Genomic DNA, 25,504 nt, shown 5'->3' with positions numbered 1-25,504 from the left:
TGGCCTTCAACCTGAACGGTTTCAACTTCAACCAGTCGATCCTCGACGGCCAGGGCCGCGTGATCAACACCTGGGCTGATGTGCTGAACCGCGCTGGTCTGGGCATGGAAGTGATGCACGAGCGCAACGCTCACAACTTCCCCCTGGACCTGGCTTCTGCTGAAGCCACTCCCGTGGCGCTGACCGCTCCTGCGATCGGCTGATGCGGCCGGTGGGTCCACCCGGACCCACCACCTGCATCACCACAACGAAAGCCCCTGCTTCGGCAGGGGCTTTTTTGTGTGGATCCATCGGCCCGAAGGCCTCAGCGGTAGGGGGCCAGGCCGAAGCCCTCCGCCTCGCTGGGGCTCTGCGGGGCCGGTGTGGCCCTGCCGATCGCCGGCCCACGCCTTCCGGGAAAGCTCCCTCCCCTTTCTCCGAATTCCGCGAGGAGGGCCTGGCATCCTCCGGCGCTGCGGATGGCGGCATCGACTCGCTGCAGGGGAATGGCCTCGCCCCAGCCCGGTTGCCAGCCCCTGCTCTCCCCGAAGCCCTGGAGTCTCTGGCGGGCCTGGCTGCGGCTGATCACGCCACTGCGCAACTGGCAGGTGGTGACCGCCAGGCTGGCCAGCTGCTCACCCTGGGGCCGGTTCCGCCCCGTCCCCGCCGGGCTCCGGAAGGGGGCCGGACCTGGGAGCGCCAGGGGGTTTGGAGCTGGAAACAGCCGAGGACCGAGCGTCGGCGACTGCAGCGGTCCTGCGTATCCGCCGCCCAGCTGGGAGAGGGCGGCCATGGCGAGCTGAAGCAGAAGGTTGTTCATGGCCGGGAGGACGCTGAGGTTGGAGAGCAGTAGCGATCGAACAGCTGCAACACCTGCTCGGGTGGCAGCTGGGCTGTGTATCGGGCCTCGAGTTCAGCGAGTTGCTGCCCCCTGGGATAAGCCCTCAGCGAACGCAGGTCGTCCGGGGCGTAACTGGCCAGACTGCGGGCCATCGATCGATGGTGCTGCCGATGGGTGATGGAGCCACCGACGCAGGCCTGCATCCGATGGGTGGCCTCATGAGCCAGGGTGTTCCACACCGCCGCCGGTGAGCGGTGGGACCGGCAGATCACAATCGTGTCGTTGCCGGAGTGATACAGACCCTGGAGCCCCCGCTGGGGACAGCTGCGCTGGATCACCGTGACTCCGGCGGAGCCCAGCCGGGCTCGGAGGGTGTCGATGGCCTCCCAGGTGGTGGCGGCTGCAGGCCCCCCGGCGAAAGCCAGGGTCATGCCGAGAGCGATCAAAAAAGGTCGATGGGGGATCTCCATCCGCACAACAGCATCTCGGTGCTTTCAGCATCCTGCTGAGCCAGGGCTGATGGCATCCCCCGTTCAGGGGATCTTCACGGGCTGAAGACGCTCAGAAGCAAAGCCGTTGCGTAGGCTCCAGGTCAGAAGGACGAGGAGATGGGCAGCAGCTTCGGGCAACTCTTCAGGGTCAGCACCTTCGGCGAATCCCACGGTGGTGGTGTGGGTGTGATCGTCGACGGCTGCCCACCCCGACTCGCCCTGGACCCGGAAGCCATTCAGGCGGAGCTCGATCGCAGGAAGCCCGGCCAGAGCAGGATCACCACCCCCCGTAAGGAAGCCGACCGCGTCGAGATCCTCAGCGGGCTGCTGGACGGGGTCACCCTGGGCACGCCGATCGCCATGGTGGTGCGCAACAAGGACCAGCGCCCCGGCGATTACAGCGAGATGGCGGTGGCGTTCCGGCCCTCCCACGCCGACGCCACCTACCAGGCGAAGTACGGCATCCAGGCCCGCAGCGGCGGCGGCAGGGCCTCGGCGCGGGAAACGATCGGCCGGGTGGCGGCCGGAGCCATCGCCAAACAACTGCTGGCCAGGGCCCATGGCACCGAGGTGATCGCCTGGGTGAAGCGCATCCACACGATCGAAGCCAGCAGCATCGATCCAGCGAGCGTGACCCTCGAGGCCGTGGAGGGCAACATCGTGCGCTGCCCCGATGCCGCCTGCGCCGAGCGCATGATCGAGCGCATCGAGGCGATCGGCCGCGAGGGCGACTCCTGCGGCGGGGTGATCGAGTGCGTGGTGCGTCACGCGCCGGTGGGGCTGGGCATGCCCGTCTTCGACAAGCTGGAGGCTGATCTGGCCAAGGCCGTGATGTCGCTGCCGGCCACCAAGGGGTTCGAGATCGGCTCCGGCTTCGCCGGCACCCTGCTGCGGGGCAGCCAGCACAACGACGCCTTCCTGGCCACCGAGGATGGATCGCTGCGCACCGCCACCAACAACTCCGGCGGCATCCAGGGCGGCATCAGCAACGGCGAAACCATCGTGCTGCGGGTGGCCTTCAAGCCCACCGCCACGATCCGCAAGGCCCAGCAGACCGTGACCTCAAGCGGGGAAGCCACCGTGCTGGAGGCCAAGGGCCGCCACGACCCCTGCGTGCTGCCGCGGGCGGTGCCGATGGTGGAAGCGATGGTGGCCCTGGTGCTGGCCGACCACCTGCTGCGCCAGCAGGCTCAGTGCAGCCTCTGGTGAAAGGCTGAGGGATAGGCCTGCACCCAGCGCGTCAGTCCAGGATCCAGTGCTGGTGGTGCACCCACTACGCTGGCGACCGCGAACAGCCTGGACCCCAGGGCCAGGGCATTCCCCCCCGCCTCGAGCCAACCGCTGAGGTCAGCAACCCCAAGACCCCCGGCCGCGATGCAGAAGGGCAAGGGGCCCAGCGCCCCGGACAGGGAACTCCAGTAGGACGGCCCCAGGGCATTGGCCGGGAAGAGCTTCACTGCCGTGCAGCCCAGCCCGACCGCCTGCTGCACCTCGGTGGGGGAGAAGACCCCCGGCACCAGGGTGATCCCCAGCTGCCGGGCCGCTGCCAGCAGCTGGGGATCGAGCACGGGTGAGACCGCAAAGGAGAAACCGGCGTGATGGGCCGCCTCCAGCGCCTGAAGTGTGCGCACCGAAGCGGCCCCGAAGCGCATGGTCGGGAAGCACCGGGCCAGTTCATGGCACTCCTGGCTCCAGCCTGGCCAGGGGCTCCAGGCGATCTCCACATGGCGCAGCCCGGCCGCGTTCAGGAGCGCGATCCGGGCCTTGGCCTCCAGCGGGCGGACCGGGCGCAGCACCGCCAGCAGCGGCAGCGCCCGGAGTTCATCGAGAAGAAGCCGGGGCTCAGACGTATTCAGCCACACGGACATCGCTGCGGATCAGAAGCTCCTGGAGCTCTTCGGCATCGACGGTTTCCTTCTCCACCAGCAGCTCAGCCAGTTCATCAAGAACGGAGCGGTTCTGGACCAGCACCCATTTGGCGCGGTGGTAGGCCTCATCCACCAGCAGACCCACCTCTGAGTCGATGGTGGCGGCGGTGTCTTCGGAGAAGTCGCGCTCGGCGGCGATGTCGCGGCCGAGGAACATGCCCCCCTGCGCCCGGCCCAGGGCCACGGGGCCCAGCTTGTCGCTCATGCCGAAGCGGGTGACCATCTGACGGGCCACCCGGGCCACCTGCTGGAGGTCGTTGGAGGCTCCGGTGGTGACTTCGTCTTCGCCGTAGACGATCTCCTCGGCAACACGGCCACCGAGGGCCACGGCCATCTGGTTCTGCAGATAGGAGCGGGAATAGAGGCCTGACTCCATCCGCTCCTCACTGGGGGTGAAGAAGGTGAGGCCCCCAGCCTGACCGCGGGGAATGATGCTGATCTTCTGCACCGGGTCGTAGTCGGGCATCAGGGCGCCCACCAGGGCATGGCCGGACTCGTGATAGGCCACGAGCCGCTTGCGCTTCTCGCTCATCACCCTGTCTTTCTTCTCGGGGCCGGCCATCACCCGCTCGATCGCGTCGTTGACCTCATCCATCGAGACTTCGGTGAGCTGACGACGGGCCGCCAGGATCGCCGCTTCATTGAGCAGGTTGGCCAGATCGGCGCCGGTGAAGCCGGGGGTGCGGCGGGCCACCTTGTCGAGATCGACGTCTTTGGCCAGGGTCTTCCCGCGGGCATGGACTCCGAGGATCTGCAGACGGCCGGCATAGTCCGGACGGTCGACCACCACCTGGCGATCGAAGCGGCCCGGCCGCATCAGGGCTGAATCGAGCACATCCGGACGGTTGGTGGCCGCCACGATGATGATGCCGGTGTTGCCCTCGAAGCCGTCCATCTCGGTGAGCAGCTGGTTGAGGGTCTGCTCCCGTTCGTCGTTACCGCCACCGAGGCCCGCGCCCCGCTGACGCCCCACCGCGTCGATCTCGTCGATGAAGACGATGCAGGGAGCGCTCTTCTTGGCCTGCTCGAACAGATCGCGCACGCGGCTGGCGCCCACGCCCACGAACATCTCCACGAACTCGGAACCGGAGATGGAGAAGAAGGGTACGCCGGCCTCGCCGGCCACGGCCTTGGCGAGCAGGGTCTTGCCGGTGCCAGGAGGGCCCACCAGAAGCACACCCTTGGGGATCTTGGCGCCGACGGCCGTGAAGCGGTCAGGGTTCTTGAGGAAGTCGACCACTTCGGTGAGCTCGAGCTTGGCGCCCTCAATGCCGGCCACATCCCCGAAGGTGACCTGGGTCTGGGGCTCCATCTGAACCCGTGCCTTGCTCTTGCCGAAACTCATGGCGGGATTGCCGCCACCCCCCTGGGCGCGCCGCAGCAGGAAAAACAGTCCCCCCAGCAGCAGCAGCGGGAACAGCAGGCTGCCCACGGCCTGCTGCCAGGCGGCGGGCTCACGGTTGGGCTGGACCGCGATGTCGACGTTGTGCTCGGTGAGCAGCTTGAGCAGGTCCTTGTCGGGGGCGAGGTTGACCACGGCGCGGTTGCCATCGTTCTCGACGACCTGGGCGGTGCCGCGGTCGGGGGAGATCAGAACCCGCGAGATCTGGTTCTCCTGAACCGCCTCGACGAAGTCGCTGTAACGGAGGCTTCTGGGGGCGTTGGCCTGATCAGGGCGACCCAGGAAAGCGGAGCCCACCGCAATCACCACGATCGCCAGGAGCACATAGAGCCCTGCGTTGCGCCAGCGTTTGTTCAACCTGCGTGCTCCTGAGAGTTGAAGTAACAGAATGTTAACCGTCGCCGAGACCCGTCAGGCGGAGCGCAGCACCTCCACCACACTACGAAAGGCGAACCACTCCGGGATCTCCTCGCCGCTGCGCAGCATCTGCCGGAACTGGGTTCCGCTCAATTTCTTCACATGCAACCCCCGCGCCTGGGCGTGCTCGGCCGTCACGTAGCCCTCCTCTTCGGTGTACACCAGGTTCAGTGACGGCACCGTCTCCATGCCCAGCTCCGGCGCGTTGTCACGGGCAAAGTCCTGGGCGTCGTAGGGACCGTAGAAGTCCTCGCCGCTCAGGGAGCTCTTGCAGCCCGCCATGTCGCGGCCGATGATGAAGTGGGTGCAGCCGTAGTTCTTGCGGATGATCATGTGCTGCAGCGCCTCCCGAGGCCCCGCCATGTGCATGGCGTAGGGCAGGTAGGCCCAGCGGATGCGTGGGTTGGCCACCTCCGCCGCCAGCCGTTCGTAGGTCTGGAAGCGCACCTCACCGGCGATATCGTCCTCCTGGGTGGGACCGCAGGTGGGATGAACCAGCACCACCCCCGACTCACTGACGTTCGTGGCGTGGAGCGCGCGGGTGAACAGCTCGTAGTGGGCCCGATGAATCGGGTTGCGGCACTGGAAGGCCACCACATCCTCGCCATGGGGCAGATCGGCGCGGACCTGGGCGGGGGTGCGGCAGGGGAACACCCGCCGGGGCAGCTCAAGGCCCTGCAACGCGCCGCCCAGGTAATAGCGCCCCCGCTCAGTGGCGATCATGCGCACCGCGGGATGCTCCAGCGAGGTGGTGCCGTAGCAACCTTTGGCCTCCTTGACCTTGTCGGGCTCCCAGCGGCTCTCCACCGTGAGCACCGCCAGCTCCTGCCCCTGGTAGGTGAGCAGCAGCCTCTGCCCCACCGCCACGTCCGCCTGGTCGGTGTCGAACACGATCGGCAGCCCGAACAGCAGCCCTGAGGTGGTGCGGTATCCCGCCACCACGGCGTCGTAATCCTCCTGGTGCATGAAGCCCAGCAGCGGAGAGAAGCCGCCCACCACCAACAGCTCCACATCGCAGGCGTTGCGGTGGCTGCACTCCAGCACCCGATCCACATCTGCCGTCACCGCCTGGCGCTCGGCCTCGGAAACCATCAGGTCCACCAGCGTTCCGCCGTGGGGCGGGATCAGGCCTGTGCTGGAGCGTCCGGTGGCAGAGGCGGTGGTCATGGAGGCCTTCGGCAGGTGGCGCGATTGTTCCACACCATCGTGACTCGATGAAAAAGGGCCCCAATGGGGGCCCGGATGATGCGCCGGCGATCACGGCTGAAGGAATCGAAGGCCAGCCACGCAGGGGCCTCTGATCTCTGGTTCAGACCTGCTCGAGGCGGCCGTAGAGCTGGCCGGTGACCTTCACGTCCACGGCAGTCTTTCCGCCCATGTCGGTGTCGGAGGGCTGGACCGCTGTGAACACACCCGCGAACTCACCGGTGGCGTTGTCCACCTTGGTGATCGAGAAGCTCATCGTGCCTTTGCCCTCGATGTACTGCTTGACGTTTTCCCTGGTGAGGTCCTCGTCGTCACCGGCAGGCACCAGGCCGACAGCACTGCTGTAACCGGTGGTCAGTCCACGACCCTTGGGATCGAGGAAGTTGCTGGTGCGGTAGCTGGGGGTGCGGTAGACGCCCTCGAAATCCGTGCTGGTGCTGATGGCGGCGGCCCCACCGGCGGTGGCGAGCAACTCCTTGCTGGAGAAGGTGAAGGGCACCTCCTCCCCGCCGGGCATCAGAACGGTGATCGGCTGGAAGTCGATGCCGCCGAGCTCCTTGAAGGTGAGCGTGTCGCCGTCGATGCTGAGATCGCCGTAGACCTGATCAAGGCTGGAGGTGTAGCGGGTGAGGATCTTGCCGGCCACGAACTGGGCCTCCTGGCGCTTGTTGGCCGGCTCACCCTTCACGAACACTTCGCTGGGGTGGAGGCAGATTTCACGCAGCTGGTAGCGGCTTGAAGGATCCAGGGGGATGGATCCACGGGCCGAGTCCGGAAGGGTCGGGCAGTCGTTGGCCTTGCCGGTGTTGACGATGTCGTCGTAGGTGACATTGGCCCGTTCAACGGCTGAGGCACCGCCACCGCACGCTGTGACCAGCGTCAGGCAGAGCGCCAGCACAAGGGCCAGCAGGGGTCGAAAACGCATTGGGAGAAGCCGCACGAGCAGGGTGAAACCTTGGAGATGGGTGCGCCAGCGGCGATCCTACAGATGAAAAACCCAGGTCCCGATAGCATGTTGCGGCTCTCAACAACCCGTAGGACGGGACGCCGGATTGCAGCCATGACCACAGGTCCACACGCTCCGGCCGAGGGCCAGGATCCCCAGCAGCACCTGGACCAGCAGCACCTGGAAGCACTGATCCAGGAGGCCCATCAGCTCGCCGCACGACTGGAAGGCAACCCCGAGGAGCTGCTGACCCTGCTGCGGGAACTTGAAACCCTGCACCGCTCGATCCAGGAGGGCCCGTTCCGGCGCAGCCTCCCGGAGGACCGCCAGCAGCTTTTCGCCCTGCTCAAGGACATGGAACGCAGCGGCGGCTGGCCCTACATCCCCCGCCTGCAGCTGCGCACCTTCATGGATCTGCTGCAGCGCAACGACCGGCCAGCCCCAGAGCAAGAGCCTCCTCTGGCGGCCTGAGCGGACCCGGCAAGGCTCCGAGGGCGCTGAGCAGCTGATGGGCCACGGCGAACTTGCCGGCGGGCTGGATCCGCTGCTCGTGCTCCCCCGGGCCCAGCAACCAGCCTTCGTTGGTGGCCACCCCGAAACCGGCCCGGGGCCTGTCGATCGGATTGGCGAACAGCAGGTCACAGCCCTTGCGCTGGAGCTTGGCGCGGGCCTGGGGGAGCACATCACCTGAGTGGGCCGCGAACCCCAGGATGCGTTGACCCTTGGGGCGGCGAGCCACCAGCTGAGCGAGCAGATCCGGCACCTGCTGCCAGCCGCCGCTGAGGGTGGCGAGCAGATCCTGCTTGCCGAGCTTCTGGGTCTCGGGTGTGGCCCGGCCGTGATCGGCCACGGCAGCGGCCATGGCCACCGCATCGGCCCACGGTTGCAGGCGCTCGAGCGCCTGACCCATCTGTGCCCCGCTCTCGACGGGGTGCGTGCGCAGACCTTCCAGCAGCAGCGGATCGAGGTTGAGGGGGCCGTGCACCAGCTCGACCTCAGCGCCGCGCAGCCGGGCGGCCTGGGCCAGCAGCACCCCCATCAGGCCACTGCTGGCGTTGGTGAGGCAGCGGGCGGGATCGAGCCATTCGCGGGTGGGCCCGGCGCTGACCAGGAGCCGTTGCCCCTGCCAGTCGCGCCGAGAGCCATGCAGCCGCAGGGTTTCCAGCCCCAGCAGCAGCTGCTGCGGCTCGGCCATCCGGCCGGCGCCCTGCCGGTCGCAGGCCAGCAGGCCGGCGGCCGGGCCCAGGGGCAGCACCCGCTCGAAGCCCTGCAGCTCCTGCCAGTTGCGCCGCACCCCCGGTGAACTCCACATCGCCGTGTTCATGGCGGCGGCCGCCAGCACCGGGGCCTCCGTGGCCAGCAGGGTGCTGGCAAGCAGGGTGTCACCGGAGCCGTGAACCCAGCGGGCCAGGCTGGTGGCACTCAGGGGAGCCAGCAGCACCAGCTCAGCCCATTCAGCCAGCTCCACATGCAGGGGACGGGGCGCCCGGTGGCTCCACTGATCCTCCTCGAGGTGGCAGGGGGCCCGGCTGAGGCTGGCGAGGGCCACCGGGCTCACCAGCCGGGCGGCACTGGGGCTGAGCACGCAGCGGACCTGGGCACCGCGCTGGGCCAGGGCACTCACCAGGGCCGGCAACTTGACGGCGGCGATGCTGCCGCTGATGGCCACCAGGATCCGGCAGCCGACGAGGGGATCGTGATCAGCCCCGCCCAAGGAGGGAGGTGGGCCTGGGGGCTCACTCCTCATCGAAGGGTTCCTGATCCACCAGATGCACGTACGGGCGCGCCAGTTCCGGGCGATGGATCGCCAGGGCCCGGATCAGGTGCCAGTCCTGAAGAGCGGCGAAGGGGGTGGGGTAGTCGTCTTCATCCAGGCGCTGGGCCAGCTCGGCGATGGCCGCCTCATCGAAGGCGGCCAGCCGCTCAGGAGTGATCGGAGTTGCGGACACGGGACCAGGGGCACGAAGCACCCTTCAATTCCAGCGCATCGACCCCGCCCGTGGGCCGTGACGGGGTTGATAAGGCGGGTCAACAGCGAATCAGCGGTGATAAATTCCCTCCAGGGATATCCCTGAGGGGAATTAGCTCAGCTGGTAGAGCGCTGCGATCGCACCGCAGAGGTCAGGGGTTCGAGTCCCCTATTCTCCATCCCCTTCAACCTGACCAGCGCGCCGGGCAGGACAACTGCAGCTCCAACGATCAGACAGGGATCAGATCAGATCACATCAGTGGCCACGATGGGGTTGGTCAGGAAATTGTTCGGAGCTTAAGTATTGCCCAACACATCCATCTTCGGCTGCTGATCAAAACGGAGGCTCAAGCGCTTAGCAGGGCTGGAGCAGCCAGGGGTCTCTCCCCCATTGCCACACCATCATCGTCTCACCACACCCAGCAACACTGTTGCCGAAGCGCTCATCAGTTGTTGCACCACCGAGAGGCCGAGGATGAAGAGCACAGCCAGAAGTAGGACCTAAGTGCCAGCCTTTCCATTGCAGCGACCTCGGCAACAGGCTCAAAACAGCTGGATTGGCTTCCGGTTCACATTTTTTCTTCACAATGGCGTCGCCGCCGCGGGCCGTAGCCTGCCTCCCTGCCTGCCCTGGAAGCCAAGGATGGAGTGGACCCCCGAGGCGGAGGCCAGTCTCAAGGAAGTTCCGTTCTTCGTGCGTCCCGCCGTGCGGCGGCGGATCGAGACGCTGGCCGCCGAAGCCTCACGCTCCAGCATTGACCTCGCCTTCTACGCCGCCGCCAAGGCCCGCTTCGGGCAGACGTGAGGGTGCCTTAGCTCTTCGCGGCAGAAGGCGTCTGGAGCGGCTTGGAGCAAGCCGTGCCCACCGCTGAGGCCAGGATCAAGCCCGCCTGACCGGCCGTAAGGTAAAAGAGAGGGCAACACAGGATGCCCCATCCATGTCGCAGTCCAAGCGCGAGCAGGTGGTGAGTCACCTGCGCTACATCCGCCAGGAACTCCGGGAGATGCATCAGGGGGTCATGGAAGATGGCCTGCTGCCTGAAGCCGGTGAGGTGCGCGGCGTGATGGCCCAGATGGAGGCCCTGCTGGAGCTGCTGGAGGGCAAGGGCTCGCGCAAGAACAAGGACAGCGAGAGCTGAGCCCTGAGCCAGCACTGGCGGGGAGGCCTGAAAGGGTGTAGACCTGCGGCGGCAGGTGGCCGAGCCGGGTGATGGGGATCTCCAGCCAACGCACCTGCCCGTTCTTCCCGCGTCGAGCCCCTCGGTGATCCGCCCGCAGCAGACCCGGTTGCATCGCCAGGTGGCTCTGCTGGGCGAGCAACTGCGCAGCTGGGCTGACAACCCCTGGCGGCGGCTTTCGCTGGTGTTGATCACCGGCTTCGGCAGCTTCTTCTTCGGCGGTGCGGTGGGCATGCTCACCGGTGCCCTGGCTTACCTCGACCCCCTGGCCGCCCTGGTCTGCGTGGTGCCGATCGAGATCTCGATCCGCTGCCGCCGCTGGCTGATGCAGCGCCCCCAGGATCGCCTCACCCTGCAGCTGGTGGATGCCGGACGCATCGGCCTGCTCTACGGACTGCTGCAGGAGGGCTTCAAGCTTCTCTGAGCTCGTCGCCGCGAGCGGCCAGCAGATAGAGCAGGGCCATGCGCATCGGGATGCCATTGCGCACCTGCTCCGCCACCAGGCAGCGGTCCGGGTCATCCAGAAGATCACCGCTCATCTCCACACCCCGGTTCACCGGACCCGGATGCAGCACCGGCACCGTGGGGCCACAGAGCTCCAGGCGGGCCTGGCTGAGGCCGTAGCTGCGGTGGTAGCTCTCCAGGCTGGTGAGCAGGTGCTGGTGCATCCGCTCCCGCTGCAGGCGCAGGGTCATCACGGCATCGGCCCCCACCAGAGCGCGCTCCAGCTGGCGCTCGATCCGGATCGAGCCACGGTTCGCCACCGGGTCGCTGGCCTGGCCCGGAGGGGGAGCCGCCACGAACGCGGCGAAGGCCTCCGGCAGCAGCGTGACGGGGGCGCAGAGCACCACGTGGGCGCCGCAGGCGGTAAGGGCCCAGAGGTTGGAGCGCGCCACCCGCGAATGGAGCACATCGCCCACGATCAGGATCGTGCGGTCCTTCAGCGCCGCCGGCGTCGGCTGCTCCGGCGCGAAGTGACGGGCGAGGGTAAACAGATCGAGCAGCCCCTGGCTGGGATGGCTGTGGAGCCCATCGCCTCCGTTCAGCACCGCCACGGGGCGCCCCCCGCCCCGGCACTCACGGTCGAGGTCACGGGCCAGTGCCGCGGGAACCCCGGCGCAGCGGTGGCGCACCACCAGCACATCAGCGCCCATGGCCACGTAGGTGAGGGCGGTGTCGAGCAGGCTCTCCCCCTTGCTCAGGGAGCTCGACGAGGGGGAGAAGCTCTGCACATCCGCCGAAAGGCGACGTGCCGCCAGCTCGAAGCTGCTGCGGGTGCGGGTGCTGGACTCGAAGAACAGGCTGGTCACCTGCCGGCCCTGCAGGGCCGGCAGCTTGCGGGACCCGCTCACGGGCATCACCCGGAAGCGCTGGGCCAGCTCCAGCACAGTGGCGAAGTCCTCCAGGCTGAAGGTCGCCAGATCGATCAGGTGCCGGTGGGGCCAGCCGCTCACGCCTCGGCTCCAACCCTGGGGGCCACCGGCAGCAGCTCGGCTGTCCCGAGGGCCTCGGCGCGCGATGGGGTGCGATCCCCGCGGGCCCGGCGGCTGACACTGCGGCTGGCCTTCAGATACCAGCGCCAGGGCAGGTCCGCCCCAGGCGTGATGCCGATGCGGGTGGCCGTGACCAGGGGATCGCGGCCCTGCTGGTCCTGCTGCTGCCACCAGGCCACCAGCGCCGGGGGGCGCGGGGCCAGCCAGAGTCCGCCCGCGGGATCCACCGGTTGTCCATCGTGGCGGCGATCCAGACCGAAGCGGCGCGCCAGCAGGCCCGGGCCGGCGGCGATGCGCTCGGGCTCATCGGGCATGGCCACGGCCCTCAGCAGCACACCATTGGCCCAGTCCTCGCGGTCGGTGACCACATTCACGCAGTGATGGATGCCATGACTGACGTAAACGTAGAAGCGCCCGGGCGGGCCGAACAGCGTTTCGTTGGAGGGGGAGCGGCGCCGGTGGCCATGGCAGGCGGGCTCGCTCTGGCTGTAGGCCTCGGTTTCCACCACCAGGCCCCGGAGGAAGCGACCATCCTCACGGCGCTGCCACAGCACGCAGCCCACCAGGTCGGGGCCCACCCGATCGGCCGGGCGCGCGAAAAAGGCCGGCGTCAGGACATCGACATCCCCGGGATCTACGGCGTCAGGAGCCGCCTGACCCGCCAGAGTGGATGGTGACGACTCCTCCCTGGAGTGGTCATTGGCTCTCTTTCGCGCCCGTTTCGTGTCCAACGCACTCTCCAGCTTCAATCTCGGCACCGTGCTGCTGGCCACCAGTGGTCTGTTCTGCCTGGCCACGCTCTACTTCGGCACCAGGGGCGGCTACTACGACAGCGACGACTACGACGGCAACGGCACCGCCCACTGAGCCTCCGCCCCGCCAGCGCCGCAGGACTCAGCCCTGGCTGCGCAACTGCTCCGATTCGGGGCAGTCGTCGGCAGTTTCCAGGTCGTCGGCCTGGGCACTGCGGCTGAAGTAGGCCAGGCGGGTGCTCACCGCCCCGATCGAATCAAGGCGGACGCTCTCCTCCCAGCTGTGCAGCTCGTCATCGTCTTCGGCGTCGTAGCGCAGGGTGACCAGGTCACCGGCGATTTCGACCACCAGAGCCTGCTCGATCCAGCGCTGCTGATCCCGCAGAAACACCCAGACCGGTCGCTTCTCACTGCAGAACTGATCCAGCTTGCGGTGCAGCATGCTCAGCGCCGGCTCCAGCGGGCCGTGTCCGGGTCATGGCCCGGGTCCCTTCAATCCTAGGGATACTTCAGCAATCCGTTCGCTTCGGCCCCGTCGCCGACCTGCCTCTGGTGACGAGCTCCCCGCCCCCCACCTCCGAAGCGTCCGTCAGCCCGCTGCCGGGCCCAGCCGACAGCGTGGAAGCGATCCGCCTGCAGCTGCGCAGCTGGCCCGAGGTGGAGGCCTATCTCAAGGGCTGCAAGGGGGTGATCGTGCCCCTGGGTTCCACCGAGCAGCACGGCCCCACCGGCGCCATCGGCACCGACGCCCTCACGGCCGAGGCGGTGGCCCTGGAGGTGGGTCGCCGCACCGGTGTGCTGGTCACGCCCGCTCAGGCCTTCGGTATGGCCGAGCACCACCTGGGCTTCGCCGGCACGATCAGCCTGCAACCCTCCACGCTGCTGGCCGTGATCCACGACGTGGTGCTCTCCCTGGCCCGCCATGGTTTCGAGCGGATCTTCGTGATCAACGGCCACGGCGGCAACATCGCCACCACCCGGGCCGCCTTTGCCGAGGCCTACGCCAGCGCCGCCAGCCGAGGTCTGGCGGGAGCTCCGCGGCTGCGTTGCCAACTGGCCAACTGGTTCATGGCCGGGCCGGTGCTGCGCGAGGCCCGCGAGCGCTACGGCAAGCGGGAAGGGCACCACGCCACCCCGAGCGAGATCGCCCTGACCCTGCACCTGGAGCCGAGCCTGGTGGCCAAGCAACGGCCCCTGCCGGAGCCGGCGCCTGCCGGGCCAATCCATGGGCCCGAGGATTTCCGCCGGCGCCACCCCGACGGGCGCATGGGCTCCGACCCCTACCTCGCCAGCGCCGCAGACGGCAGCCGCTTCCTCGAACTGGCCGCCGAGGCGCTCAGCCTGGATCTGGAGGCATTTCTGAGTGAGTGAGCCACTCAGCTCCCGCGGGTGCTCCAGCTAGGTTCAACCCAGCAGAACACCGTCGCCACGATGGAAACGATCAACGCCGACGACGTGCGCAAGGTGGCCCAGCTGGCCCGGCTGGAGTTGCCTGAAGACAAGATCGCCATGTACACCGGCCAGCTGGAGCGCATCCTCGAGTACGTGGCGCACCTGGAGCAGGTGGACACCGCGGGGGTTCCGCCCACGACCCGGGCCGTGGAGGTGGTCAATGTCACCCGCGAAGACGCGGTGGATCCCACACCCGTGCGTGAGGATCTGCTGGAACTGGCACCCCAGCGCGAAGGCGACTTCTTCCGGGTTCCCCAGATCCTGGCGAGCTGACTCGCTCCGCCTTCAGCCGGCGGAAGAGCGCGGCACCGGCGACACGGCGGTGCGGTGCAACAGGGAGAGCAGATGGCGGCGGGAGCGGGCCGTGGGCATCAGCGCGGCGATCGGGCGGAGGCGGCTGCGACGGCGCTTGTGGCTGCGGATGCCCAGGAAGATGTCGTAGAGGAAGTTGATGCCGTCGTGGGGAGTTTCGAACAGTCCCAGCCGCTGGGGGGATCCCTTGGCATCCAGCAGTGGCTTGGTGGCCCGGTAGGCCGGCTGATACTCGAACCAGGGAATGGACGGCCAGAGGTGATGGATCAGATGGTAGTTCTGACCCATGATCAACCAATTCATCAGCCGGCTGGGGTAGACCCTGGCGTTATGCCAGCGGTTGCGCGATTTGAAAGGGCGGTGGGGGAGGTAATCGAAGAACAGCCCCAGGGTGACGCCAACCATCAGCGCCGGAGCGAACCAGCAGTTGAAGATGAATGGCAGAAAGTTGAATTTGAAGGCGGCCAGCACAATAGAAATGAAGATGGCGCGGGCGAGGCCCCATTCCAGTAACTCCCACTTGCGCCAGAGTCGGTGGCGAAAGAAAAAGACTTCGTGATAAAAGAAGCGCGGTGCAATCAACCAGAGCGGCCCGAAGGTGGAGACGATGTGGTCGGGATCGCGCTTCGGATCATTGACATGGGCATGATGCTGCAGATGCACCCGGGTGAACACCGGGAAGCTGAAGCCCAGCAGCAGCGCGGCCCCATGGCCCATCACCGCATTCCAGAAGCGGCTGGGGTGGGCGGCGTTATGGCAGGCGTCGTGAATCACCGTGCCTTCCAGATGCAGGGCCAGGAATCCCAGAGTCAGCAGCAACGGCAGCGGCCACTGGGGCACGAACCAGCCCCAGATGGTGAGGGCCGCCAACCCGTACCCCCCGAGGAACAGAGCAACGGTGGGGTTCCAGGCCGATGGGGGATCGAGGAATTCCTTCGGCACCGACCGCATGGAGGCGCCTGAGGGCAAAGGATCGATGGCAGGTTCCGGCGACAGGGCCAACACTTGGGTCATCGCCGCAGACCACGCCTCGACAAACGGGTTCCCACCTTACGGGCACCCGCCTGGCCGCTGCTAGGCCAGGGCCCGCCGTTCATGGGCTGGGGCCGGCAGCCCCAGGCTGCTCAGCCAGGACAAGCCCACCAGCAGGGCCGAACACCAGAGGCAGGCCTGCAGGCCGCCCACCAGGAACAGGCCTCCGGAGAGCAACGTGCCCACCAGCCGGCCGGCCGCGTTCGCCATGTAATAGAAGCCGACATTGAGGCTCACCGATTCGGCATCGGTGTAGGCCAGAACCATGTAGCTGTGAATCGAGGAATTCATCGCGAACACGGCCCCGAAGGCCGCCAGGCCCACCACCACGGCGATGCCGGGATGGCCCACCTCTCGCCACAGGCTGATGGCGATCAGGGCGGGGATGGCCGTCAGCACGGCGCTCCAGAACTGCACGGCAGACACCCCCGGGGGTGCACTCTTCCCCCAGCTGCGCCGCAGGGCCGGGGCCGAGGCCTGGACGATCCCGTAGCCGATCACCCACAGGCCCATGAAACCGCCCACCTCCCAGTACTTCCAGCCCAGGGCCGCCTGCAGGAACACCGGCAGAGCCACCACGAACCAGACATCCCGGGCACCGAACAGGAAGAAGCGAGCCAGAGACAGCACATTGATGCCCCTGGATTTCGAGAACAGCGCTCCGAAAGCAGGCTTCTCTTTCATCTTGCCGATCTCGCCAGGGAGCACCAGGGTCATCAGGAAGGAGAGAAACAGCCCGGCGGCCATGGCCCCAACGGCGGCACGGAAGCCGATCGTGGTAAGCAGCAATCCCCCCAGGAAGAAGCCCACCCCCTTGAGGGCATTCTTCGAGCCGGTGAGGATCGCCACCCACTGGAACAGCTGGTTCTCGCCCCGGCTGTGGTCGTCGGGGGTTTCCGGCACCACCGTCTTGATGGCGCTCTTGGCACTCATCTTGTTGAGGTCCTTGGCGATGCCGCTGATCGCCTGGGCCACCATCACATAGGCCACACTCCACCAGCGCGGCCAGCTGTCGGCCACCGGAATCAGCATCAGCAGGGCAGCCACCTGCATCAGCGTTCCCGCCCAGAGGGTGAGCCGCAGCCCGAAGCGGGCCCCGAGCCAGCCGCCGTAAAGGTTGGTGACGATGCCGAAGACTTCGTAGAACAGGAACAGGACGGCGATCTCCAGGGTGGAGTAGCCGAGCTGGTGGAAGTGGAACACCACCAGCATGCGCAGCGCTCCATCGGTGAGGGTGAAGGCCCAGTAGTTGGCCGTGACGACCGCGTACTGCTGCAGCGGGCTCAGCCGCCTGGGAAGGCGCCACAGGGAGGCGTTCATCGGGAGCCCCCCTCCAGCGCGGCAACATGACAGACCAGATCAGCAAGGCGGCAGCTGTAGCCCCACTCGTTGTCGTACCAGGCATAGACCCTGAGCTGGGTCCCGTTCACCACCAGGGTGGAGGGGCCATCGACGATCGAGCTGCGGCTGTCGTTGAGGTAATCGACCGACACCAGCGGCCGCTCCTCGAAGCCCAGGATTCCCTGCAGGGGGCCGGCGGCGGCGGCGGCGAAAGCCGCATTCACCTCATCGGCGCTGACGCTGTGCTCCAGCTCGAACACCGCATCGGTGAGCGAGGCATTGAGCAGCGGCACCCGGACCGCATGGCCGTTGAGCTTGCCAGCCAGCTCGGGGAAGATCAGGCCGATCGCCCGGGCTGATCCGGTGCTGGTGGGGACCAGCGACTGCAGGCAGGAGCGGGCCCGGCGCAGATCACTCTTGAAACCATCCACCACCAACTGGGTGTTGGTGATGTTGTGCAGGGTGGTGATCGAGCCGTGGCGGATGCCGAAGTTCCTGTGGACCACCTGAACCACGGGTGCCAGGCAGTTGGTGGTGCAGGAGGCGGCGGTCACCAGGCGGTGCCGGTGGGGGTCGTAGAGGTGGTGGTTGATGCCGAACACCACATTCAGGGCCTCCTCACCGGCGATCACGCCCTTCACGGGGCAGGCCACGATCACCCGTCTCAGGCCGGGCAGGGAGAAGTAGGGCTCGAGGGTTTCGGCTGTTTTGAACTTGCCGCTGCACTCGAGCACCAGGTCCACGCCGGCAACGGCCCAGGGCACGGCGGTGGGGTCGCTCTGCTGGCTGAATCCAACGGGGATGCCATCCACACTGAAGCCATGACCGCCGACCCCGCTGGCCGGGGTCTGGATGGCCCGCTGCCAGCGGCCATGCACCGAATCGAACTCCAGCAGATGGGCGGCTGAGGTGGCGTCAGCGGCCGGGTCGTTGAGCTGCACCAGCTCGATGCCGGGACGGCCCCAGAGGGCGCGGAACACCAGGCGGCCGATGCGGCCGAAGCCGTTGATGCCGATTTTCACGCCGAGGGCCGCCACTGGGAGTACTCTCCCATCAAAGGATGTTGATTGGTTTTATGGCCAGGTTAAGGGCTGGGTCGCTCGCTTCTGCCCTGGTTCATCACTTCGAGGCGCGGCGGCGGCTCAAGGCCCATGCCGGCCCGAACCGAGCTCTCGTGCTGAACCGAAATGGGAGGGTTTGAGCGTTTTCTGAGCCTCTGGGTGGCTCTGGCGATCGTGGCCGGAGTCTCCATCGGCGCCCTGGCCCCCGAGCTGGCTGAGGCTGTTGCGGCCCTGGAGGTGGCCCGCATCAACCTGCCGATCGCCCTGCTGATCTGGGGAATGATCTATCCGATGATGCTGGCGGTCGACTTCGGGGCCATCGGCGGCCTGCGGCGCCAACCCAGGGGTCTGCTGATCACCGTGGTGGTGAACTGGCTGATCAAGCCGCTCACCATGACCGCCATCGCCTGGCTGTTCATCCGCGGCCTGTTCAGCGCCTGGATCCCCGCGGCGATCGGTGATCAATACATCGCCGGCATGATTCTGCTGGGGGTGGCTCCCTGCACGGCCATGGTGTTTGTGTGGAGTCGGCTGAGTGCTGGTGATCCCAATTACACCTTGGCGCAGGTGGCGATCAACGACCTGATCATGGTGTTCGCCTTTGCGCCGATCGCAGCCCTGCTGCTGGGTGTGAGCAACGTTTTGGTCCCCTGGGACACCTTGCTCACGGCCGTGGGTCTGTTTGTGGTGGTGCCCCTGACAGCCGGTTGGCTGACGAGGCGGCTGCTGCACTCACCGGGTCGACTCAAACGCCTGGAGCAACGGCTCAAGCCGCTGGCGATTGTGAGCCTGATCGCCACGGTGCTGATGCTGTTCATGGTGCAGGCCAGGGCGATCCTGGCCGAACCGCTGGCGATCGTCCTGATTGCGATTCCGCTGATCCTGCAGACCTACCTGATTTTCTGGATCACGGCTCTGTGGATGCGCCTCTGGCGCCAACCCCGTGCCATTGCTGCTCCCGGGGCCATGATCGGGGCGTCCAATTTCTTTGAGCTGGCGGTGGCGGTGGCGATCAGCCTGTTCGGTCTCAACTCCGGCGCTGCCCTGGCCACCGTGGTGGGTGTCCTGGTGGAGGTGCCGGTGATGCTTTCCCTGGTGGCGATCGCCAACCGCAACCGGCTGCTGTTTCCCCGCTCCTGATCCATCGTTTCGAGCGACGATCGGACTCCTGCGATCAACCGTTTCAGCCAGCAAGTCCCCGATCCTCGCTGAACCAACAAATCCCGTCCATTGCTTCATGACCCGGTCAAGCCCCCGCGCCTTTTTGCCCCCAAACCCGGCCAACGGCCCTCCCGACGAACCCGGCGGCACCCTCGACAACGCCGCGGCCCGTCAGTTGCTCAAAGCCCTCGGGGATCCCCTGCGCCTGCAGGTGATCGAGGCCCTCGCCGGCGGCGAGCGCTGCGTCTGCGATCTGGTCACGGATCTGGGCCTGGCCCAGTCGAAGCTCTCCTTTCATCTCAAGGTGCTCAAGCAGGCGGGGCTGCTCGCCGATCGGCAGGAGGGGCGCTGGATCTACTACAGCCTGCGCCCCGAAGCCCTCGGCGCCCTGCAGGCCTGGCTCGCCGATCTGAGCGCCCATTGCGGCACTCCCGCCAGTCGCTGCGCCTGAAGCGGTTCAGACCCCCTTGGGCAGCACCAGCTCGATCACTGCTCCGCCATCGGGATGGTTGCGGGCCTGCACCCGGCCCCCATGGGTGAGGGCGATCTGCTGCACGATCGCCAGGCCCAGGCCACTGCCGGCCTGCTGGCTGCGCACCCGGGATGGATCGCCCCGATAGAAGCGCTCGAACAGGTGAACCAGGTCGTCCTGACTGAGTCCAGGGCCGTGGTCTCGCACCTCCAGCTCCCACCAGAGGCCGCTGCTGGCCACACCCAGCTCCACTACCCCCCCATCGGGGCTGTAGCGCAGGGCATTCTCGAACAGGTTGAGCAGGGCGCGATGCAGCCGCGAGGCATCGGCCCAGAGCAGGCAGGCCTGGCGCTGGCGGGCCATCAGCCTCACACCGCGGCTCTCGGCGAGGGGCCTGAGGCTGCTCCAGGCCTCCTCCGCCATCTCCCAGAGATCAAGCACCTCGTAGCGCCGCTCATCAAGGGGGAGACTGTTCTCCAGGCTGGAGAGTTCCAGCAGATCCCCCACCAGCTCCTGCAGCCGTTTCAGTTCCCGTTGCAGGCGCTCCACCAGCACGCCACCACTGCCGCCGGTCCCGGTGCCCACCTCCGCCGCCAGCCGCTCCCCCACCAGCAACAGGGCGGTGAGGGGAGTCTTCAGCTCATGGGCCACGTCACTCACCCAGCGACTCTGCTGATCGAGCTGGGATTCCAGCGAGCGCCTGCTGTTGATCCAGAGCGCCCCCCAGCCCTCCCCCCCCGCCAGCAGCACCCCTTCGAGCGGCTCGTTGCCTTGCCACCACTCCAGACGCTGGGGCCGACCGCGGCGGCCCACACTCAGGATCGCCTCCTCCAGCTCCGCCTGCTGGATCACGGCACGCAGGGGCTGGCCCCGCACCAGGCGATCGGCAGGAAGTTGAAGCAGCCGCTCCGCCCTGGGATTGATCGCCTGGATTCTCTGCTCCCCGTCGAGCACCAGCCATCCCTGGGGCGCCCCCTCCAGCCAGGCCAGCAGCTGCAGCCGCCCAAGCCCGGGGAGAACGGGCCGGGCGCTGGCCTCCACAGCCGCGGGAGCTGAGGACCTGCGCGGCCCGCGGAAGAGGACCCAGCCGATCAGCACGCCCAGGCCAAGGGCCAGCAGCAGCGTCATGCCCTGGAGCTCAACCGAAGCGGTAGCCGAAGCCCCTCACCGTGAGGATGTGCTCAGGAGCGGAGGGGTTGGCCTCAAGCTTCTCGCGCAGCCAGCGGATGTGCACGTCCACGGTCTTGGTGTCGACCACGTAGTCGGTGCCCCAGACCTCATCGATCAACTGGTTGCGGCTCCAGACGCGGCCGGGGTTCTGCATGAAGAACTCCACCAGCCGGTATTCCTTGGGCGAGAGATTCACCGACTCGCCGTCACGGGTGACGCGGAACTCGTCGGGATAGAGCGTCAGGCTCCGATGGTGAACGATCTGCCCGACGGGAAAGCGCTCCACCGTCTGATGGCTGCGACGCAGCAGGGCACGGCAACGGGCCACCAGTTCCCGCAGCCCGAACGGCTTGACCAGGTAATCATCGGCTCCGAGCTCGAGACCAAGCACCCGGTCCGTTTCCGTGTCGCGGGCGCTCACCATCAGGATCGGGGTTTGGGCATCCGCGCGGCGCAGGTGGCGGCACACATCCAGACCGCCCACCCCGGGCAGCATCAGATCCAGCAGCACCAGATCGAAGGCCTGGGCGCCCTGGCGCTGGGACGCTTCGATCTGCAGGATGGCCTGACGGCCATCGGAGGCGCAGGCCACATCAAACCCTTCCTGGCCCAGCGCCTCCTCCAGGGTGGTGCGGATACCGTCGTCGTCATCAACGATGAGCAGACGGGGCATGGGGTTGTCCGGGCCCGGGGACGCGACGCTCAAAACTAGGCCATCACGACGGCAGAAACCTGATGAACCCTCATCGGCGCCTGGGCAGGTGGCTGATCACCAGATGCCGCTGGGCATCGATCTGCAGCCAACCCTCATCGCGCAGCAGGCCGATCACCCGCGTGACCGTGACCCGGGTGGTGGAGAGGGCGCTGGCCAGCTCCTGGTGGGTGAGGCGCAGGTTGAGGCGCAACCCCTCCTCGCAGGCCTGGCCGTAGTCCTGGGCGAGCAGTTCCAGAAGACCACGCACCCGGTCTTCCACCCGCCGCAGCCCGAGCAAAGAGAGAAGGGTTTCCGCCTGCCGGTGGCGGCTGATCACGGCCTGCATCACCGCCATGGCCAGATGGGAAGACTGCTCGATCTCGGCACAGGAGAGGCAGAGCAGATCGGAATCGGTGAGGGTGAAGGCCTCATAGGCCTGCACGTTGGTGAGCGGCTCACCGAAGGGCTCATTCGGACCGGCCAGACCCAGCAGCAACGGATCGCCGTGGATCGTGACTGCTTCGAGTTTCACCATGCCACGCACCACCAGCCAGATGGTGTTCTTGAGCAGGGGAACGGCGCTGCCCGCGCCGATGTGCAGAAGCTGGCGCTGCCGGTAATTCGTCTCCAGCACCTCTCGGATCGCATCGCTGCGGCCGGCATCGCGAAAAGGCGTTGAAACCATGGCCGATCTCCCCTGACACCTCGGACTGTATGGACGATGACCGACAAGCCAGCAAAGGATGGATAAGGGGGCGGTTAACCTCTGGCTAAGACCCTTTTCGCAGCAAGGATCACAATGATTGGCCTCTCATGGATGGGCCTCTCATGCTGAAGTGCGGGCCTGAATTCCCGCGGAAAGGAAACCTGCCCCCCAGGGGTGGAGAGTGGGGAGGCCGAAGCCTGCCCAGCCCATGAGCCAGGACACTGACGATGTCTTTGCCTTCCTTGCCCTGATCGAGGCAGACAGGGAGCTGCGCGAAGCCCTCAATCATGTGGAAACAGCCGAGGAGGTGGCCCAGCTGGCCCAGCAACGGGGGCACGGGTTCCCGGCCGCTGCTCTGCTGGACTTGCTCAACCGCTGCAATGAAGCCCCCAAGGCCCGGCTGGGGCTGATGGATGAAAAGCTGATCCGGGTCCACCTGAAGCGCGATCAGCTGCGCTGAGCCGCCTCCGCCATGGCGCTGCATCTGCCCCCCTACCAACCGCTGCCAGCGCCCCCCGACGACCCGGACAGCCTCCTGAAGGTGACCGTGGCGGAGCTCAGGCCCACCCAGCTCTGCATCGGCCTGGCGGAAATCCGTCATCGCCAGGCCGACTTCGCCGGCGAATCCCGCAAGGAGCGTCGGCGCTACCTGCGGCGCAAGCCAGTCCCCCTGGTGCGGGCCCGCTCCGGCGCCCTGTGGATGGTCGACCGTCACCACCGACTGCGCGGACTGCTGGAGATCGATCCCGATGCCGAGGCCTTCGGCTACGTGGTGCTCCAGCTGACCAGTGATCACCCCCGGGTGGTGCTGGAGGCCCTGGCCCAGCGCGGCTGGCTCTACCTGCATGACGGCCGCGGCCAGGGCCCCTGGCCGCCGGAGCGGTTGCCCCGGACCCTGCTGGGACTCGAGGACGACCCCTACCGCAGCCTGGTCTGGAAGCTGAAGCAGGAGAAGGTGATCGAAGCGGCGCCACTGATCCCGTTCCACGAATTCCGCTGGGGAGCGTGGCTGCGCAGCCGCTGCCTGCCGCCCTTCAGCTCCCTGTGCCTGGAGCCGGCCCTGCCCGCGGCCCGGGCCCTGGCCCGCTCCGCTGCCGCCAGGCGGCTGGCCGGCTGGAAGGGCTGAGCGGGCTCACAGCGCGAATCGGCCTAGGTTGATGGGGCTTGTCCCCCTTAGCGGAGACCTCTGGTATCCCCGCTTCGATTCGGTCCAAGCGGACCATTCGGTCGCCTCCCCTGAGTTCGATCCCAGGAGTGCCATCGAATGTCCATGCCTCGACGAGGGTTCGCGCTGCCAGCGAATCCCACGGCCATCATTTATTGCGAAGGCAACTTCGGCCGGATTGATGGCAAGACCGCCAACGGTCTTGTGCGCCACTCGGAGCGCTACAGGATCCTGGCGGTGATTGACAGTCAGCTGGCCGGCGCCGATGCCGGCATGGTGCTGGATGGCGTGGCCAGGGGCATCCCCATCTGCACCGATCTGAGTGAGGCCCTGGCCCAGTCAGGGGGCAGGGCCGATCTGCTGATCGTCGGCATGGCCCCGGCCAGCGGCAGGCTCACACCGGAGCAGAAAGGTGTGTTGCTCGAAGCGATCCGCTCCGGGCTGCACCTGATCAATGGGCTGCATGAATTCCTCAACGACGCCGCCGAATTCGCTGCGGCGGCCGAGGCTCACTCGGTGACGATCAGCGATGTGCGGCGGCCGCCGAACCTCAGCGATCTGCGCATGTTCAGCGGCCGTATCTCCTCCCTGCCCTGCCGCCGCATCGCCGTGCTCGGCACCGATGGGGCGGTCGGCAAACGCACCACGGCCGTGATCCTCACCAGGGCCCTGAACGACGCCGGCATCAAGGCGGTGATGGTGGGCACCGGACAGACCGGTCTGATGCAGGGGGCCCGCTTCGGCCTCGCTCTGGATGCGATTCCCTGCCAGTACGCCTCCGGTGAGGTGGAGGCGGCGGTGGTGGAGGCCTGGGAAGCGGAGCATCCCGATGTGATCGTGATTGAAGGCCAGGGGGCCCTCAGCCATCCCGCCTATCTGAGCTCCACCTACATCCTGCGGGGGTCGCAGCCCCAGGCCGTGATCCTGCAGCACGCGCCGATGCGCCAGTGGCTGAGCGATTTCCCGGAGATTTCGATGCCGTCACCCGCCAGCGAGATCACCCTGATCGAAACCTTCGCCTCCACGCGGGTGATCGGCCTTTGCCTCAATCACGAAGGGATGCGTGAGGCTGAAATCACGGCGGCGATCGCTCTCTATGGGATCGAACTGGGGCTGCCCGCCACCGATGCGCTCATGCGCTCCCCGCAACGCCTGGTGGAGATGGTGGTCCGCGCCTTCCCCGAGCTCCAACCCACTCCCGCCCCTCTCACCTCTTGACGGCCCCGAGGCTGGAGATCCGCCTCGACAGGATTGCCCACAACGCCCGCAGCCTGGTGGATCGACTCAGCGCCAGGGGGCTGTCGCTCACGGCCGTGACCAAAGCGACCCTGGGGCTGCCTCAGGTGGCGGCGGTGCTGGCCGCGGCAGGGGTCAGCGGGATCGGCGAACCTCGCATCGAAACGCTCAGGGCGCTGCGACGCAGCGGGGTGACCCTGCCGCTGACCCTGATCCGCTCCCCCATGCCGAGCCAGGTGGCCGAGGTGGTGGCCCAGGCCGACATCAGCCTGAACACGGAGCCTGCGGTGATGGCCCTGCTCTCAGCCGAGGCGATCGCCCAGGACCATCGCCATGGCGTGGTGCTGATGGTGGAGCTGGGTGATCTGCGCGAGGGGATCATGCCGGAACACCTGGAGGGCATCGCGGGCGGCCTGCTGAGGCTGCCCGGACTGGACCTGATCGGCATCGGGGCCAACATGGCCTGCCAGAACGGCGTGGTTCCCTCGAGGGCATCGATGGCCGAGCTCTCCATGCTGGCCACGGGGCTTGAGGCGGCCTTCGGCATCGTGCTGCCGATCGTGTCGGGTGGCAACTCCGCCAATCTGACCTGGCTGTTCGCCGGGGGAGCGGTGGGCAGGATCAACAACCTCCGGCTGGGGGAAGCGATCCTGCTGGGCCGTGAACCGCTCCAGCGTCAGCCGATCCCTGGTCTGCGCACCGATGCCTTCCGGCTGGTGGCCGAGGTGATCGAATCCAACCGAAAACCCACCCTGCCCTGGGGTCGCTCCCGCCAGGGAGCCTTCGGACCACCGCCGGCACGGGTGGATCGGGGCGAGCGGTGGCGAGTGCTGCTGGCCCTCGGCCTTCAGGATGTGGATGCCGCCGGGCTGACCCTTCCCCCTGGCATGACCCTGCTGGGCGCCAGCAGTGACCACCTGGTGCTCGACACCGGCTCCATGGCCGTGGCCGTGGGGACGGAGCTCGGGTTCGAGCTCAACTACAGCGCTCTGCTGCGGGCGATGACCTCACCGTTCGTGGCCCGCAGCCTGATCGAGCCGAGGGCCGGAGCCCGTCAGGACTCGTGCTCCAACCCCCGAGGAATCCTGGCCTGAGCGGCG

31 protein-coding genes, 1 tRNA gene and 1 pseudogene are annotated in these 25,504 nt (G+C 67.3%); 16 read left to right on the top strand and 17 right to left on the bottom strand.

Annotated features, from left to right (window positions below; all coding sequences use genetic code 11):
* Positions 1-203 (top strand): annotated as a pseudogene (locus FPZ61_RS11025) (photosystem II q(b) protein); the annotation flags it as partial.
* Positions 204-304: 101 nt separating this feature from the next.
* Here FPZ61_RS11025 and FPZ61_RS11020 read toward each other — a convergent pair.
* Positions 305-799: a hypothetical protein gene (locus FPZ61_RS11020; RefSeq protein WP_185466629.1), complete on the bottom strand. Its 495-nt coding sequence runs from the start codon at positions 797-799 to the stop codon at positions 305-307.
* Positions 796-1,251 (bottom strand): hypothetical protein, encoded by a 456-nt coding sequence (locus tag FPZ61_RS11015; protein ID WP_255441546.1) that lies wholly within the window; start codon positions 1,249-1,251, stop codon positions 796-798. Before FPZ61_RS11015 ends, FPZ61_RS11020 begins: the two co-directional genes overlap by 4 nt.
* A 177-nt stretch (positions 1,252-1,428) precedes the next feature.
* On the opposite strand from FPZ61_RS11015, the gene aroC reads away from it, so the two are divergent.
* A complete protein-coding gene (gene aroC / locus FPZ61_RS11010) occupies positions 1,429-2,520 on the top strand; it encodes a chorismate synthase (protein ID WP_185466627.1) in 1,092 nt (363 codons plus the stop codon).
* On the opposite strand, the gene FPZ61_RS11005 is transcribed toward aroC, so the two are convergent.
* The 4 genes from FPZ61_RS11005 to psbO form a co-directional block, all read right to left on the bottom strand.
* Entirely contained in the window at positions 2,502-3,179 is a 678-nt protein-coding gene (locus FPZ61_RS11005) for a bifunctional 4-hydroxy-2-oxoglutarate aldolase/2-dehydro-3-deoxy-phosphogluconate aldolase (RefSeq protein WP_185474828.1), read from the bottom strand. The two genes, aroC and FPZ61_RS11005, sit on opposite strands and share 19 nt — an antisense overlap.
* Positions 3,154-4,998, bottom strand: coding sequence for an ATP-dependent zinc metalloprotease FtsH3 (gene ftsH3 / locus FPZ61_RS11000; protein WP_185466625.1), 1,845 nt, complete (start codon positions 4,996-4,998; stop codon positions 3,154-3,156). The genes FPZ61_RS11005 and ftsH3 overlap by 26 nt, the downstream gene beginning before the upstream one ends.
* A gap of 54 nt (positions 4,999-5,052) precedes the next feature.
* The gene (gene sat, locus FPZ61_RS10995) at positions 5,053-6,225 is read right to left on the bottom strand and encodes a sulfate adenylyltransferase (protein ID WP_185466624.1); all 1,173 of its coding nucleotides are present in this window, start codon (positions 6,223-6,225) and stop codon (positions 5,053-5,055) included.
* A gap of 142 nt (positions 6,226-6,367) precedes the next feature.
* The gene (gene psbO / locus FPZ61_RS10990) at positions 6,368-7,189 is read right to left on the bottom strand and encodes a photosystem II manganese-stabilizing polypeptide (RefSeq protein WP_185466623.1); all 822 of its coding nucleotides are present in this window, start codon (positions 7,187-7,189) and stop codon (positions 6,368-6,370) included.
* Positions 7,190-7,324: 135 nt separating this feature from the next.
* Here psbO and FPZ61_RS10985 point away from each other — a divergent pair, with 135 nt between their 5' ends.
* The gene (locus tag FPZ61_RS10985; RefSeq protein WP_185466622.1) at positions 7,325-7,681 is read left to right on the top strand and encodes a hypothetical protein; all 357 of its coding nucleotides are present in this window, start codon (positions 7,325-7,327) and stop codon (positions 7,679-7,681) included.
* On the opposite strand, the gene coaBC is transcribed toward FPZ61_RS10985, so the two are convergent.
* Both coaBC and FPZ61_RS10975 read right to left on the bottom strand, forming a co-directional pair.
* Positions 7,617-8,924: a bifunctional phosphopantothenoylcysteine decarboxylase/phosphopantothenate--cysteine ligase CoaBC gene (coaBC, locus tag FPZ61_RS10980; protein ID WP_255441545.1), complete on the bottom strand. Its 1,308-nt coding sequence runs from the start codon at positions 8,922-8,924 to the stop codon at positions 7,617-7,619. The two genes, FPZ61_RS10985 and coaBC, sit on opposite strands and share 65 nt — an antisense overlap.
* Positions 8,925-8,946: 22 nt before the next feature.
* Positions 8,947-9,159 carry a DUF2555 domain-containing protein gene (locus FPZ61_RS10975; protein ID WP_185466620.1) on the bottom strand — a complete coding sequence of 71 codons (213 nt, stop codon included), beginning with the start codon at positions 9,157-9,159 and terminating at the stop codon, positions 8,947-8,949.
* A gap of 126 nt (positions 9,160-9,285) precedes the next feature.
* Here FPZ61_RS10975 and FPZ61_RS10970 point away from each other — a divergent pair.
* From FPZ61_RS10970 to FPZ61_RS10955, 4 genes are all read left to right on the top strand, one after another.
* Positions 9,286-9,358: transfer RNA gene (locus FPZ61_RS10970), tRNA-Ala, on the top strand.
* 464 nt (positions 9,359-9,822) lie between these two features.
* A complete protein-coding gene (locus FPZ61_RS10965) occupies positions 9,823-9,984 on the top strand; it encodes a PCP reductase family protein (protein ID WP_185466619.1) in 162 nt (53 codons plus the stop codon).
* A 133-nt stretch (positions 9,985-10,117) separates the two neighbouring features.
* On the top strand, positions 10,118-10,318 hold the full coding sequence (locus FPZ61_RS10960) for a hypothetical protein (protein WP_006172336.1): 201 nt from the start codon (positions 10,118-10,120) through the stop codon (positions 10,316-10,318).
* 55 nt (positions 10,319-10,373) lie between these two features.
* Complete coding sequence (locus FPZ61_RS10955) at positions 10,374-10,781, top strand: DUF565 domain-containing protein (protein ID WP_185466618.1); 408 nt, start codon at positions 10,374-10,376, stop codon at positions 10,779-10,781.
* Here the strand turns inward: FPZ61_RS10955 and FPZ61_RS10950 are convergent.
* Positions 10,768-11,811 (bottom strand): aspartate carbamoyltransferase catalytic subunit, encoded by a 1,044-nt coding sequence (locus FPZ61_RS10950; RefSeq protein ID WP_185466617.1) that lies wholly within the window; start codon positions 11,809-11,811, stop codon positions 10,768-10,770. The genes FPZ61_RS10955 and FPZ61_RS10950 overlap by 14 nt on opposite strands.
* Positions 11,808-12,515 (bottom strand): DNA-3-methyladenine glycosylase, encoded by a 708-nt coding sequence (locus tag FPZ61_RS10945; RefSeq protein WP_185466641.1) that lies wholly within the window; start codon positions 12,513-12,515, stop codon positions 11,808-11,810. The genes FPZ61_RS10950 and FPZ61_RS10945 overlap by 4 nt, the downstream gene beginning before the upstream one ends.
* 1 nt (position 12,516) lies before the next feature.
* Here FPZ61_RS10945 and FPZ61_RS10940 point away from each other — a divergent pair, with 1 nt between their 5' ends.
* Positions 12,517-12,717 (top strand): hypothetical protein, encoded by a 201-nt coding sequence (locus tag FPZ61_RS10940; protein WP_185466642.1) that lies wholly within the window; start codon positions 12,517-12,519, stop codon positions 12,715-12,717.
* A gap of 27 nt (positions 12,718-12,744) precedes the next feature.
* Here FPZ61_RS10940 and FPZ61_RS10935 read toward each other — a convergent pair whose 3' ends face one another.
* A complete protein-coding gene (locus tag FPZ61_RS10935) occupies positions 12,745-13,044 on the bottom strand; it encodes a DUF6679 family protein (protein ID WP_185466616.1) in 300 nt (99 codons plus the stop codon).
* Between the two features lie 110 nt (positions 13,045-13,154).
* Here FPZ61_RS10935 and FPZ61_RS10930 point away from each other — a divergent pair, with 110 nt between their 5' ends.
* Positions 13,155-13,973, top strand: coding sequence for a creatininase family protein (locus FPZ61_RS10930; RefSeq protein WP_370593431.1), 819 nt, complete (start codon positions 13,155-13,157; stop codon positions 13,971-13,973).
* 60 nt (positions 13,974-14,033) lie between these two features.
* Positions 14,034-14,327, top strand: coding sequence for an Asp-tRNA(Asn)/Glu-tRNA(Gln) amidotransferase subunit GatC (gatC, locus tag FPZ61_RS10925; protein ID WP_185466639.1), 294 nt, complete (start codon positions 14,034-14,036; stop codon positions 14,325-14,327).
* A gap of 12 nt (positions 14,328-14,339) precedes the next feature.
* On the opposite strand, the gene crtR is transcribed toward gatC, so the two are convergent.
* The 3 genes from crtR to FPZ61_RS10910 are packed head-to-tail and all read right to left on the bottom strand — an operon-like array spanning position 14,340 to position 17,761.
* Positions 14,340-15,380: a beta-carotene hydroxylase gene (gene crtR, locus FPZ61_RS10920; protein WP_185466615.1), complete on the bottom strand. Its 1,041-nt coding sequence runs from the start codon at positions 15,378-15,380 to the stop codon at positions 14,340-14,342.
* A gap of 60 nt (positions 15,381-15,440) precedes the next feature.
* The gene (gene arsJ / locus FPZ61_RS10915) at positions 15,441-16,718 is read right to left on the bottom strand and encodes an organoarsenical effux MFS transporter ArsJ (RefSeq protein ID WP_185466614.1); all 1,278 of its coding nucleotides are present in this window, start codon (positions 16,716-16,718) and stop codon (positions 15,441-15,443) included.
* Positions 16,715-17,761, bottom strand: a complete 1,047-nt coding sequence (locus tag FPZ61_RS10910) for an ArsJ-associated glyceraldehyde-3-phosphate dehydrogenase (RefSeq protein WP_185466638.1) — start codon at positions 17,759-17,761, stop codon at positions 16,715-16,717. Before FPZ61_RS10910 ends, arsJ begins: the two co-directional genes overlap by 4 nt.
* Positions 17,762-17,926: 165 nt before the next feature.
* On the opposite strand from FPZ61_RS10910, the gene arsB reads away from it, so the two are divergent.
* Both arsB and FPZ61_RS10900 read left to right on the top strand, forming a co-directional pair.
* A complete protein-coding gene (gene arsB, locus FPZ61_RS10905) occupies positions 17,927-18,940 on the top strand; it encodes an ACR3 family arsenite efflux transporter (protein WP_185466613.1) in 1,014 nt (337 codons plus the stop codon).
* Positions 18,941-19,037: 97 nt separating this feature from the next.
* A complete protein-coding gene (locus FPZ61_RS10900) occupies positions 19,038-19,412 on the top strand; it encodes a helix-turn-helix transcriptional regulator (RefSeq protein ID WP_185466612.1) in 375 nt (124 codons plus the stop codon).
* Positions 19,413-19,418: 6 nt separating this feature from the next.
* Here FPZ61_RS10900 and FPZ61_RS10895 read toward each other — a convergent pair whose 3' ends face one another.
* The 3 genes from FPZ61_RS10895 to FPZ61_RS10885 all read right to left on the bottom strand — a co-directional run bounded on the left by FPZ61_RS10895 (position 19,419) and on the right by FPZ61_RS10885 (position 21,982).
* A complete protein-coding gene (locus FPZ61_RS10895; RefSeq protein WP_185474827.1) occupies positions 19,419-20,561 on the bottom strand; it encodes a cell wall metabolism sensor histidine kinase WalK in 1,143 nt (380 codons plus the stop codon).
* Between the two features lie 10 nt (positions 20,562-20,571).
* On the bottom strand, positions 20,572-21,276 hold the full coding sequence (locus FPZ61_RS10890) for a response regulator transcription factor (RefSeq protein WP_185466610.1): 705 nt from the start codon (positions 21,274-21,276) through the stop codon (positions 20,572-20,574).
* Positions 21,277-21,346: 70 nt separating this feature from the next.
* Positions 21,347-21,982: a Crp/Fnr family transcriptional regulator gene (locus tag FPZ61_RS10885; protein ID WP_185466609.1), complete on the bottom strand. Its 636-nt coding sequence runs from the start codon at positions 21,980-21,982 to the stop codon at positions 21,347-21,349.
* Between the two features lie 229 nt (positions 21,983-22,211).
* Between FPZ61_RS10885 and FPZ61_RS10880 the strand changes: the two genes are divergently transcribed.
* The 4 genes from FPZ61_RS10880 (at position 22,212) to FPZ61_RS10865 (ending at position 25,498) form a co-directional block, all read left to right on the top strand.
* Positions 22,212-22,463, top strand: a complete 252-nt coding sequence (locus tag FPZ61_RS10880; RefSeq protein WP_221630031.1) for a Nif11-like leader peptide family natural product precursor — start codon at positions 22,212-22,214, stop codon at positions 22,461-22,463.
* Between the two features lie 12 nt (positions 22,464-22,475).
* Positions 22,476-23,129 (top strand): ParB-like protein, encoded by a 654-nt coding sequence (locus FPZ61_RS10875; RefSeq protein WP_185466607.1) that lies wholly within the window; start codon positions 22,476-22,478, stop codon positions 23,127-23,129.
* Positions 23,130-23,273: 144 nt separating this feature from the next.
* Positions 23,274-24,386 carry a DUF1611 domain-containing protein gene (locus tag FPZ61_RS10870; RefSeq protein WP_255441544.1) on the top strand — a complete coding sequence of 371 codons (1,113 nt, stop codon included), beginning with the start codon at positions 23,274-23,276 and terminating at the stop codon, positions 24,384-24,386.
* Positions 24,383-25,498 (top strand): alanine/ornithine racemase family PLP-dependent enzyme, encoded by a 1,116-nt coding sequence (locus tag FPZ61_RS10865; protein ID WP_185466605.1) that lies wholly within the window; start codon positions 24,383-24,385, stop codon positions 25,496-25,498. Before FPZ61_RS10870 ends, FPZ61_RS10865 begins: the two co-directional genes overlap by 4 nt.
* Positions 25,499-25,504: the final 6 nt, after the last annotated feature.

This window comes from Synechococcus sp. BSA11S, assembly GCF_014224355.1.
In the GTDB taxonomy this organism is placed as follows: Bacteria; Cyanobacteriota; Cyanobacteriia; order PCC-6307; family Cyanobiaceae; genus Regnicoccus_A.
The sequence above is the reverse complement of the archived record's forward strand: the minus strand, read 5'-3'. Positions and strand labels throughout refer to the sequence as shown.